Origin of the sequence: Kaistella chaponensis (assembly GCF_900156725.1) — a bacterium.
GTDB classification, from domain to species: Bacteria; Bacteroidota; Bacteroidia; order Flavobacteriales; family Weeksellaceae; genus Kaistella; species Kaistella chaponensis.
Genome location: NZ_FTOI01000004.1, coordinates 1 through 11,924 on the forward strand (window position 1 = coordinate 1; position 11,924 = coordinate 11,924).

General features: G+C 36.5%; 10 protein-coding genes, 1 tRNA gene and 1 pseudogene. 4 read left to right on the top strand and 8 right to left on the bottom strand.

The window, feature by feature from the left end; translation table 11 throughout:
• Positions 1–196: 196 nt before the first annotated feature.
• The 6 genes from BW932_RS05020 to BW932_RS05045 form a co-directional block, all read right to left on the bottom strand.
• Positions 197–271 (bottom strand) — tRNA-Val (locus tag BW932_RS05020).
• A 52-nt stretch (positions 272–323) separates the two neighbouring features.
• Complete coding sequence (locus tag BW932_RS05025; RefSeq protein WP_076386029.1) at positions 324–1,562, bottom strand: bifunctional folylpolyglutamate synthase/dihydrofolate synthase; 1,239 nt, start codon at positions 1,560–1,562, stop codon at positions 324–326.
• Between the two features lie 192 nt (positions 1,563–1,754).
• Positions 1,755–2,645, bottom strand: a complete 891-nt coding sequence (locus tag BW932_RS05030) for a ferric siderophore ABC transporter substrate-binding protein (RefSeq protein WP_076386031.1) — start codon at positions 2,643–2,645, stop codon at positions 1,755–1,757.
• A gap of 9 nt (positions 2,646–2,654) precedes the next feature.
• Positions 2,655–3,053, bottom strand: coding sequence for an ExbD/TolR family protein (locus BW932_RS05035; protein ID WP_076386033.1), 399 nt, complete (start codon positions 3,051–3,053; stop codon positions 2,655–2,657).
• A gap of 98 nt (positions 3,054–3,151) precedes the next feature.
• The gene (locus BW932_RS05040) at positions 3,152–3,835 is read right to left on the bottom strand and encodes a MotA/TolQ/ExbB proton channel family protein (RefSeq protein ID WP_076386035.1); all 684 of its coding nucleotides are present in this window, start codon (positions 3,833–3,835) and stop codon (positions 3,152–3,154) included.
• 93 nt (positions 3,836–3,928) lie between these two features.
• On the bottom strand, positions 3,929–4,390 hold the full coding sequence (locus tag BW932_RS05045; protein ID WP_076386037.1) for a hypothetical protein: 462 nt from the start codon (positions 4,388–4,390) through the stop codon (positions 3,929–3,931).
• A gap of 212 nt (positions 4,391–4,602) precedes the next feature.
• On the opposite strand from BW932_RS05045, the gene BW932_RS05050 reads away from it, so the two are divergent.
• The 3 genes from BW932_RS05050 (at position 4,603) to BW932_RS05060 (ending at position 9,217) form a co-directional block, all read left to right on the top strand.
• Positions 4,603–6,396, top strand: coding sequence for a DUF885 domain-containing protein (locus BW932_RS05050; RefSeq protein WP_076386039.1), 1,794 nt, complete (start codon positions 4,603–4,605; stop codon positions 6,394–6,396).
• 212 nt (positions 6,397–6,608) lie between these two features.
• Entirely contained in the window at positions 6,609–8,861 is a 2,253-nt protein-coding gene (locus BW932_RS05055; RefSeq protein WP_076386041.1) for a PAS domain-containing sensor histidine kinase, read from the top strand.
• Between the two features lie 2 nt (positions 8,862–8,863).
• Positions 8,864–9,217, top strand: a complete 354-nt coding sequence (locus BW932_RS05060) for a response regulator (protein ID WP_076386043.1) — start codon at positions 8,864–8,866, stop codon at positions 9,215–9,217.
• 34 nt (positions 9,218–9,251) lie between these two features.
• Here BW932_RS05060 and nth read toward each other — a convergent pair whose 3' ends face one another.
• A complete protein-coding gene (gene nth, locus BW932_RS05065; protein WP_076386045.1) occupies positions 9,252–9,869 on the bottom strand; it encodes an endonuclease III in 618 nt (205 codons plus the stop codon).
• Positions 9,870–10,074: 205 nt separating this feature from the next.
• Between nth and bcp the strand changes: the two are divergent.
• Positions 10,075–10,525: pseudogene (gene bcp / locus BW932_RS05070) on the top strand (thioredoxin-dependent thiol peroxidase).
• Between the two features lie 148 nt (positions 10,526–10,673).
• Here the strand turns inward: bcp and BW932_RS05075 are convergent.
• The gene (locus BW932_RS05075; protein ID WP_076386047.1) at positions 10,674–11,894 is read right to left on the bottom strand and encodes an aminotransferase class V-fold PLP-dependent enzyme; all 1,221 of its coding nucleotides are present in this window, start codon (positions 11,892–11,894) and stop codon (positions 10,674–10,676) included.
• Positions 11,895–11,924 lie beyond the last annotated feature (30 nt).

Consider the following 11,924-nt stretch of genomic DNA (forward strand, 5'->3'; position numbering starts at 1 on the left):
ATTTAGAAGCAACTTCAGAGGAGTTAGGGATCGGGCGTTTTTTCTATTCAGACTACAAAACATTTTTGCTTAAACACAAGTTTTGGTACTGATCCCTTAGTCCCTAAGTTTTGATATTGATTCAATTTGAATATTAATCTTGTTTTCAACTTGGCTTAAAATAAAAAAAACTCCTCAATTTCTTGAGAAGTTTTTGTGGGCCCTGAGGGATTCGAACCCCCGACCCTCTGGGTGTAAACCAGATGCTCTGAACCAACTGAGCTAAGAGCCCGATACCGTTTTTGATTTCTCAAATTTTGGTTCGGCAAATGTACAAAAATTTTCTAATTCTCCAAATTTTTTTCCAAAAAATCTCCTACTACAAAGTTGCTTCCACCAATAAAAATCATTTCTTCTTTTTTAACAAGCTGTTTTGCAGAAAGATAGGCGTCATTAACCTGATCAAAAATTTTATAATTTATTTTTGATTTTTTTAATAATTGTTCATAATCTGTTGGGTGACGACCGCGATTGTTATTAGGTTTCGCAAAATAGTAAGTAGAATCGGTGGGAAGAATTTGTAAAATTTCATCGATTTTTTTATCATTCACAAAACCCAAGATGATATGTTTGAATTTTGGAATTGAATTAAGTTGCGCAAAAACCTCTTTTAACCCTGCTTGATTATGCGCCGTGTCACAAATTGTTAAGGGGTCCGCTGAAAATTCATACCAACGGCCAATGAAATTCGTGTTTTTTTGAACGTTCAAAAGACCTTGCTCGATGTTTTTCGTAGAAATCATAACCTCCTCTTTTTGTAATTGCCTGATAATCGCCAAGACCACTTTAATATTTTTAGTCTGATAATTTCCTTTTAAATCGGAAGTAAACGTAGTTTGAACGGAGGTCGCATCAATAAATTCTGACTGTAGTTCAGCTGTTTTTATTTTAAATATTTGGGTTACAAGATCATTCTCTTCGCCTGAGATTAAGGGAACGCTATTTTTGATAATTCCTGCTTTTTCTCGCGCAATTTCTTCGAGGGTGTTTCCTAGAATATCTTGGTGATCCAAAGCAATGTTGGTGATTGCAGAAATCATCGGATTGATGATATTGGTTGCATCTAACCTTCCGCCTAAACCAACTTCTATAATTGCGAAATCAACTTCTTTTTGTTTAAAATATTCAAACGCCATGATGGTGGTGAACTCAAAAAAAGAAGGGGTTATTGCTGCAGGTAGGTTTTTTAATTTTTGAATAAAGCCATATATAAATTCCTTTTCGCAATTCACGCCGTTGATTTTTATCCGCTCTGAAAAGTCGATGAGGTGCGGTGAGTTGTACAGGCCAACTTTGTAGCCGGCTTCCTGTAAAACCGAAGCAAGCATATTGCTTGTAGAACCTTTTCCGTTCGTACCACCAATGTGGATGGTTTTTAAATGATTTTGGGGATTACCGAAAAATGTACAGAGTGTGGTGATGTTTTCGAGTCCTGGTTTGTACGCTTTTTTTCCGTCAATTTGGTAATTGGGAGCTTGGTTAAAAAGCCATTCTACCTCTTTTTGATATTCCTGATTGGTCATGGTACAAAATTCTCAAAAGTTTTTGGAATAGAAAAAAAACTGATGGATTAATTTTAGTTTGGTTACGACGCCTGAATTGCGCCCCTGATTGAACGGCATGTTTGAGCTCTTTTTATCATTTTTTTCTTTGAAAAATGATAAAAAAGCGAGTAGTGAAAGCAGGAAATGTGCGCCCCGAAAAAAGGGTGTATCCTAGAAAGTTATTTTATAAACACCTGTGGATGAAGAGCTTGCTTTCTCAGCCTTTACATATTTTTTAACCCACGACACTGAATTTGTAGAAACGCACGGATCGGAAATACCTCCCAATCGGCGAGCTGAAATCACATTTCCGGCTTTATCGACCGTGTAGGAAATGCTGATCGTGCCACTTGCAGAACAGTTATGAGTGGGTTGTGCGCCGCCACGACCCATTGTTCCTGGGATAAAGCCAATTAATTTGCGGTCAATGCCGATTTTGCTGTCGCCATTGCTGTCGCCTCCTAGAGGATCTCCGGCGTTTCCGGTGGTGCCGTTTGTTCCTTGAGTTCCTTTTTTGGTGCCTCTTCCTTTAATTAAATTTCCGATTGCTGCTGTTCCTTTTCCGTCTCCGGTTCCTGTTTTCGAATTTGGTGTGGTTGCTTTGGAGGTGGAGGTTTTCGACGCAGATTTTGAAGTGGTGGAAGCAGTGGAAGTTTTGGTGTTTTTATCGGATTTTTCGCTTGTTTTCACGAGGTTTTTAGAATCTGTTCCGGTGATGATTTTTTCTTTCGGCGTTTCTTTTTTTATCGGAGAGACATCGGGTGATTTTTCTGTAATTTTTGTTTTAGATTCCGGTTCAGCGGGCGTTTCTACAACGCTGGGATTTGCTTTTGAGGCTAAACTTCCTTCTTGGTTTGCGGGTTCCTCTGCGCCATTTCCGTTTCTGTTATCGCCAAAATTAATGAGCATTTGCGTCACCACTTCTTTTTTATCGGGAATTTTTTCGGTGAATTTGTAAACAAAAACAAACAGCAGAAGTAGAGACCAAATAATCGCGGTCAGAATACCACTTTTCAGTTTGTCCTTATTTTCTTCCCGGCTATTGATGCGGTGGTCGTTCATTTTTAACGATTAATCTACTTTAGTGGTTGCAATTGCAATATTGAATTGGTGTTTTTCGGCAATTTCCATCGCAAAAACGACGTCTTTGTGATAAGAATTTTCATCTGCCCGAATCGTGAAAGAAGGTGTTTTCGAGTTTTGCAATTTAGTAACGATCACCGATTCCAACGTTTCTTTTTTTACCAAAACATCATCTACAAAATACGAGCCGTCTGCTTTGATGGTTACCGTAACTTGGCTGGGAATATTTGGGTTTTCGATTTCTACTTTCGGCAGTTTTACGTCAATTGCACTTTGGTTTGCAGCAGCAGAAGTCACCATAAAAAATATGAGGAGCAACAAAATAACATCAACCATTGCAGCAAGGCTGAACTCGGGATTTGCTTTATTTCTTCGTTTAAGTTTCATAAGGAGATTTCTATGATTTTACGGGTTTTGTGCAATCGCCATCTTCATCAATATTTTATCAAAAAACATATTTTGCTGATGAGGATTATACAGTTCGTTTATGATGGTTTGTTGATGATGTCTAAGAAATCAGTCGAAAGATGCTGAACTTTCAACATAAATTTATCAATTCTCGTTAAGAGTAAATTGTAAAAAAAGTTGGCGGGAATTGCCACAGCCAAACCAGTGGCTGTTTGTCCCAATGCTGTATAAATACCTTCCGAAAGAATTTTTGGTGAAAACGAACCTTCCGCATTCGACATGCTGAAGAAAGCCATAATCAATCCGATTACCGTTCCTAAAAGTCCAAGCATCGGTGCTAAACTTGGTACGGCAGCCAAAAGATTTAGGTTTTTTTCGAGTTTGGAAACTTCAATTTGACCTTGGCTTTCCATTGCACTTACAATATCAGAAATAGGTCTTCCGATTCTTGTGATGCCTTTTTCGAGAATGCGTGCTTCCGGCGTATTTTGTCTTACGCAATAATCTACGGCTGCTTCTACTCGGCCTTGGTTTAGCAAATCCTGAATGTTATTCATCAAATTTGCATCATTTATTTTCAACATTCGATTGATGTAAAAAAGCCTTTCTAAAAATATATAAAGGGAGAAAATACCTAGTACAAGTACCGTAATCATTACGATATTGGCAAAAACATTACCATGAAACATAATCTTCCAGAAAGAGAAAACTTGCTCCTGAGTTTCGGGGGTTACGACTTGAGCTGCTGTTTGTAAAAACATTGATTATAAATTTTATTTAAAATTGAACGGCAAAATCACCTTAATAGTATAGATTTTAAGGTATTTTTCGGCTAGGTAATGAAATTTGGCAGGTTAATCTTCCTCTACTTCAATAACGTCGGGTTTGAAATGACATTTCATTTTGAAGGGAATTGGCGTCTCCGAACCGGTGTAGAAATCATCAATTGTTCCTTTCCAAAGGAGCTGAAGCTCACCTTCCGCATTTCTATCAAAAACAAGTTCGCTTTCGTAGAGATACGCATCTTCATTATCGAAAAGATCAACTTCGGTATAGATATCATCGGAACTGTCGATTATTTCGAAGTTTTTACCATCAAGTTCCTCTTCATCAATCGGGAACTCGATAATATTCATTGACAGTTGAGGGAAATTGTATTGTAAAGAATCATCATCAACATGGTCTAAAGAATCATCGGTGATAATTTCGACGTCTAGAAAATGTTTTTTGTTGCTGTAAACCGCTTTGCAGTAACTGCTTTTGATGTGATATTTAAGGGTTTCTTCAGGGTGGTAGATTTTTAAAATCCCTTTCATCTTTTAAGAAAAATAGTTAAGTAATTTGTTTTGAACTGATTCAACAAAGATAAAAAATTGATTGATTGTGCAAAGTGTTTTACTGCATTTTTAAAAAAGGGAGATTAAAAAATGCACCTTCAATCATGTTTCCCCACGATCTGCGTTGGAAATATAAATTTCATTTATACTTAACTCAAAATAATTTAAATTAGCTTCCTCAAAATATACGCATGAAAAAACTGTTTTGTAAAAAGCTTTTTGGATTTCTCATCATTGCAAGTATGATTTCCTGCAAAAAGTCTGATTCCCCGATTACCAAAGTAACTCCCGTTGATTTAGATTCAATTACGGCTAATTATTACGAACAGTATTTAAAATTATATCCCCTCGATGCAACCGCTCAAGGTGATGAGAGATACAATGATCAATTACCCATTAACATTGATAAAGATTTTATTTCGGGCGAAATCACCTTTTATAATTCTGTGCAAAACCAACTTAAAAAAGTTGATTACAAATCATTAAGTGATCAGGATAAAACGGTATATGATGTTTTGGACTATACCTTGAAAGATAAAATTGAACGGTACGCTTATCACCCAGAATACATTCCTTTCACGCAATTTAGCGGGCTTCCTCTCGATTTTCCGTTGCTTGGAAGTGGACAAGGAAATCAACCCTTCAAAACGGAAAAAGATTACAGTGATTGGTTAAAGAGAACTGAAAACTTTCCTGCTTGGATGGATGCAGCCATCGAAAATTTCAGAGAAGGAATTACAAACCAATATGTTTTGCCCAAAAAACTGGTTGTAAAAATGGTGACACAGATGAACGCTGAAGAAATTACAAGTTCAGATTTTAGTAAAAATATTTTTTACGGACCGATCAATAATTTTCCGAAAAATTTCACCGCTGCTCAAAGAGAAAAATTCACGAAAGAATTTAAGACCATGATTACCAAAATAATCATTCCGTCTTATACCAAAATGGGCAATTTCTTACAAACAGAGTATTTACCGAAAGCAAGAACTACAGACGGAATTAATGGATTGCCAAAAGGAAACGACATTTATGCCTACTTTGCAAAAAGCTGGACTACAACCACAAAAACACCCAATGAAATCAATCAAATTGGTTTGGAACAAGTTGCAATGCTTCGAAGTGAAATGGAAAAAGTAAAGCAACAAGTGGGTTTCAGTGGTTCATTAGAGGAGTTTTTGATCCATTTAAAATCAGATCCAAAAGCAATGCCTTATAAAACCGATGTGGAAGTTATCAAGGTTTTCAATGCTGTTTTAACCAAGATTACCCCGAAACTGAAAACGATGTTTAAGGTGACGCCAAAAACACCCTTCGAAATTCGGCAAACGGAAAAATTTCGCGAAAATACCGCAAGTGCAGAATATGTGCCGGGAACTCCCGATGGAAAAAGACCAGGGATATTTTACATTCCGCTTCCCGATCCTACCAAATTTAATGTGACCTCCGGAATGGAATCTCTCTTTTTGCATGAAGCAATTCCCGGTCACCATTACCAAATTTCCCTGCAACAAGAAAACGTGCAACTTCCGAAATTTATGCGTTTCGGCTGGTTCGGAGCGTACGGCGAAGGTTGGGCGCACTATTGCGAAACACTCGGTCCAGAATTAGGTCTTTATACCGATCCTTATCAGAAAATGGGTTACTTGAGCGATCAGATGTTGCGTGCTGTTCGACTGGTTGTAGATACAGGATTGCATACGGGGAAGATGAACAGAGAAGAAGCAATTGCCTACTTTTTGAAAAACATTTCCTATGATGAACAGGGTGCAACAGCAGAAGTAGAAAGATATATGGCAACTCCAGGACAAGCGCTTTCTTATAAAATTGGTGCCTTGAAAATTAGAGAACTGAGAGATCTTTATCAGAAAAATTTGGGGTCGAAATTCAAATTAGCGAAGTTTCATGATGAAGTTTTAAATCAAGGTTGCCTTCCACTGGATGTTTTGGATCGCAAAATGGAAAACTGGGCAAAACGACAATAAATTATTATTTTAAAGAATACAGCAAGCGAATCCGGTGAGTTACTCAGCGGATTTGCTGTGATTCAAAAGCAAGGATTTTTGAAAAGATCTTCTAATTAGTCTTCTAAAATTATAAATTGAGGAATATTGGTATTTCCGAAAAACGGTAAATGTTATGTTAAAAAACTAAATTAATTAAGTATTTTTACCTTGTTAAAAAAAATTATGCTACGATGAGCGAAAATGGATTGCTTTCTCTTTTTCAAAATAAAGAAAATGTTCTAGAAAATGTGTTGCAAAAAACACCATTTGGTTTTTCGTTAATCAACGAGGATTACGTTTTCGAATTTGCAAATGAAGCTTGGCTGAAAATTGTTCAAAAGGAAAACCATGAAATTTTGGGGAAAAGAATTTTTGATATTTTCCCAGAAACGGAAACTAATCTGCTTTCTATTTTCGAAAATGTAAAAAACACCAAAGTTCCATTTTATGCACCTGAGCAAAATATAAAATTGGAAAGAAAAGGATTGTTGCAGGACGTTTTTTTTAATTTTGTTTATCAACCGATTTATACCGAAAGTGGTGAATTTCAATATTTTGCATCTGTTGTAATCGAGGTTACAGATTTGATTACGACCAGAAATAAAATTAAAAATGACGAGGAACGGCTGCGTCTTGCCACAGAAAGTTCCCATACCGCAACTTGGGATCTTAATCTGAAAACTTTTGACATCATTCATTCCTCCTATTTATCAAAAATTTTTGGGTACAATGAAGGAGAGCAGATTTCTCATCAGCAAATGCGAGATCATCTTTGCGAAGAAGACCGTATCAATATCGTAGAAAAAGCATTCGAAAAGGCTTTGCAAACAGGAGTTTATCAATATGAAGCGCGACTTATTGATAAGGTTCAGAATGAAAAATGGATCTCAACCAACGGTAAAGTTTTTTTCGAGCATGACGGAATACCGAGCAGAATGGTCGGTGTTATGCAAGATATTACGCAGAGAAAAACAAGTGAGATTCTTTTGCAACAAAGCCATCATCAACTCAATACCGCAATGGTTGCTAGTAAATTGGGAAGGTTTGATATGGATTATGAAACCCAGCATAAATATAATTTTTCACCGCGGTTTTTAGAAATTTTGGGTTATGATTCGCAAACAGAAACAATAAGTTCGGAAGTTTTTGAAAAACATATTCACAAAAATTTTGTCCAATTAAGACTCGATGCACTCAAGGCGGCAAAACAGACCGGAGATCTTTTCTATCAAACGAAGATTGTACTTCGCGACGGTACGCAAAAATGGATCGAAATCTACGGGAAACTTCTGGAACCAATAGATGGGCGAAAAGCCTACATTTCTGGAACTATTCGAGATATTACTGAAAACAAAAATTACGAAAAAAACATCAGAGAAAGTGAGAAAAAATACCGCTTTTTGGCCGATGCAATTCCACAAATTGTTTGGATTGGAGAAAAAGATGGGCAACTCACTTATTTTAATAAAGCCACCATGGATTATTCGGGTAAGAATTATAACGATTTTCTAGATGGAGATGGCTGGTTAGAAATTGTACATCCCGATGAACAGCAAGAAAACATACGTCTTTGGGCTAAAAGTATCCGCACCAAAAAACCGTTCTTTTTTGAACATCGCTTTCGCAATAAAGATAATGAGTATCGATGGTTTTTGAGCCGTGCTTTCCCCGACTTAGACGAAGCAGGAAATGTGAAAAAATGGGTCGGAACCAGTACAGACATTGATGACATGAAGCGCCAGGAAAAGCAGAAAAATGATTTCATCAAAATGGCAAACCATGAACTGAAAACTCCTGTCACCACGATAAAAGGCTATGTACAATTGCTTAAAAAAATGCGGGGAGATTCTGAGGATAAATTTTTGGTAAATTCTTTAAATACCATTGAAAATCAAGTCAATAAACTCAATGTTTTAATCGGTGATCTTTTGGATATTTCTCGTATGGAAGCCGGAAATCTGCCATTAAATAAAAAAGAATTTTCCCTCCTAGGTTTGGTCACCGAAACCATAGAAGATATAAAAGCTTCGGAACAAAGCCATCATATTAATTTTGAACTGAAACATCCTACAGATATTGAAGTCTACGCAGATAAAGATCGAATTACCCAAGTTTTAAATAATCTTTTGACCAACGCTATTAAATATTCCCCAACTTCAAAAATGGTGAATGTAGAGCTGTTTGTCGAGGAAGAATATGCAGTTGTATCCGTAGAAGATTTTGGAATAGGAATGGATCATGAGGAATTAAACAAAATTTTCGAGCGTTTCTATCGTGTTTCTGGTGATGATGAAGAAACATTTCCCGGATTTGGAATCGGACTCTTTATCGTGAAAGATATTTTGGATAGACATGATGGAAAAATCACCGTAATAAGTAAAAAAGAGCAGGGAAGTAGATTCAGTTTCTTCCTACCTTTGGGAAAAAATAAAAACAGCAAATAGTTATGGAAATTTTAATTGTCGATGATAATAAAGATATTTGTCAGCTGATTGAAAGTATTTTATTGTCAGAGGGTTACAATGTAGAGTCATGCTTCAATCCGCTGCAGTTTAGCGAAATTATTAAACAAACTCAACCCAAGCTCATCATCACCGATTTACTCATGTCTGGATATGATGGTCGCACTTTAACAAGAGAAATTAAAGAAAATGCAGAGACTCAACACATCAAAATTATAATGATGTCTGCTCATCCCGACGCTAAAAAACTAAGTGAGAAAGCGGGTGTAGACGATTTTTTAACAAAACCATTCGAAATTGATGACTTGGTTACTAAAGTTGAAAATCTTTTAAAGTAAATTCAATCATTTTTTTTAAGTTCAAACGGACCAATTACTCCAGTACCATTTTTGTAAGATAATCATTTTCCTTATTCCCTCTTGCAGGCGAATATTCTCTGCCATAGAAGATGATTTGTAAATGCAGTTTGTTCCACGCATCTTTCGGGAAAAGTTTTTTCGCGTCATTTTCAGTTTCCACCACATTTTTTCCTGACGTTAATTTCCACTGCGTCATCAAGCGGTGAATATGCGTATCTACAGGAAAAGCCGGAAATCCAAAAGCCTGACTCATCACCACAGAAGCCGTTTTATGCCCAATTCCAGGAAGTGCTTCCAGCTCTTCATAAGTTTGAGGAATAATTCCGTTGTGCCTTTCTACAAGGAGTTCTGCCATTCTTTTCAGATTCTTAGCTTTTGTGTTGGCTAAACCGATTTCTTTGATTAAAAATTTGATTTCCTCCACTTCCAGATCTTTCATTGTAAAGGGATTTCCTGCAACTTCAAATAATTTGGGGGAAATCTGATTCACTTTCTTATCTGTAGTTTGGGCAGAAAGTGCAACCGCAACCAAAAGCGTAAAAGGATCTGAATGATCGAGTGGAACGGGAACTTCTGGATATAATTTCTCCAGTTCATCTATGATAATTTGGGCTTTTTGCTTTTTCGTCATTTTAAAGTTAAATTTGAATTTTTAACACATTCTTCACTTAAGAATTATAAAAGTTCTAAAGCATAAATGTACACAAAGTTGCAAAAAATATTTGCGTTTCAGGACTAATGTGTCCTAAAGTGAACTCAATGAAGGTTTTTTTGATGAACTAATGTGTTAAAAATAGAACGATTTAATTGTAATAATTTAAAAAAAATCAAACATTATGTTGCAAGTTGGCGATCAATTACCAGAATTTCAAAGTCTAAATCAAGACGGCGAAACCGTAAATTCTAAAGATTTCATTGGAAAAAAACTCGTTGTTTTCTTTTATCCAAAGGCAAATACTCCAGGTTGTACCGCAGAAGCGTGCGATATTAACGATAACTTGGAAACCTTAAAAAAAGAAGGCTATCAATTGGTCGGAATTTCGGCTGATCCAGTGAAAGCACAAAAAAAGTTTCATGAAAAATTCGGATTTCAGTATCCTTTAATTGCTGATGAAAACAAAGATATTGTAGAAAAATTCGGAGTGTGGCAACTGAAAAAATTCATGGGAAAAGAATTCATGGGCATCGTGAGAACCACTTTTATTTTCGATGAAAAAGGAATTTGCATCAGAGTAATCGAAAAGGTAAAAAACGAAAGAAGCGGCACGTCAAATTTTAGAAAATTAAGTGTACATTTTTCACCGCAAAAGAAACAAAAGCAAATTGTGAATTTTTAGATTTTCAAAGCCTGCAAAAGTAAAATTATTCGCTTTTGCAGGCTTTTTTGCATTTTTAAAATTGAACTTTTGCCCCTTTTGCGGTAAAAAAGGTGCGGTTAACTCAGCATTCGCTGCGCTTTTTTCACGCCTTCCACCAAAATATCAATTTCTTCAAACGTATTATACACCGCAAAACTTGCGCGAACAGTTCCCGCAATATTGAAAAATTCCATGATCGGTTGCGTACAATGATGACCCGTTCTCACAGCAATTCCGAGTTTATCGAGAATCATTCCCACATCAGAAGCGATCCCAATTCCTTCTAAATTAAAGGAAGCAACACCGGTTCGGTTTGCTTTTTCACCATAAATTTTCAGGCCTTCAATTTCCAATAATTTCTTCTGAGCATAATCCAGCAAAGCTTTTTCGTGCGCTTGAATGGTTGAGTGACCAATACTTTCCATGAAATCTACAGCAGCTCCCAAAGCAATATTTCCACCCACATTTGGCGTTCCGGCTTCAAATTTAAAAGGCAGATCGGCGTAGGTTGTTTTTTCGAAAGAGCAGGTCGCAATCATTTCTCCACCACCATGAAAAGGATGAATTGTTCTTAAAATTTCTTCTTTTCCGTACAAAATTCCGGTTCCCATCGGAGCGTACATTTTATGCCCGGAAAAAACGAAAAAATCGCAATCCATTTTTTGAACATCGATCTTAAAATGCGGAACAGATTGAGCACCGTCAATGACAATCATCGCATTAGAATTCGCACGCGTTTTCGCAATAATTTCCTCGATCGGATTGATCACTCCTAAAGCGTTTGAAACCTGATTTAAAGAAACTATTTTCGTCTTTTCGCTTAAATTTTCATCTAAAAAATCTAGTTGCAAAATTCCGTTTTCATCCATCGGAATCACTTTCAGTTTTGCGCCGGTTCGTTCGCACAACATTTGCCACGGAACAATATTCGAGTGATGTTCTAAATAGGAAATAATAATCTCATCATTTTCCTTAATTAAATTCGTGAGGGAATAAGCGATGAGGTTAATTCCTTCCGTGGTTCCTTTCGTGAAAATAACTTCGAAATCATTTTTTGCATTAATGAATTTCTGAATTTTCCGGCGCGAAAGTTCCATTTCTTCAGTCGCTAATTGGCTCAATGTGTGAATCCCACGATGAACATTAGCATTGATTTCCGTGTAATATTTTTGCCAAGAATTTAAAACCGAAAGCGGTTTTTGGGAAGTTGCGGCATTATCGAAATAGACCAAATCTTTGCCATTGACTTTTTGGGAAAGAATAGGAAACTGATCGCGAATATTTTGAAGATCGAACATGTTACTTATTTAGAATGCTTCAAATTTACG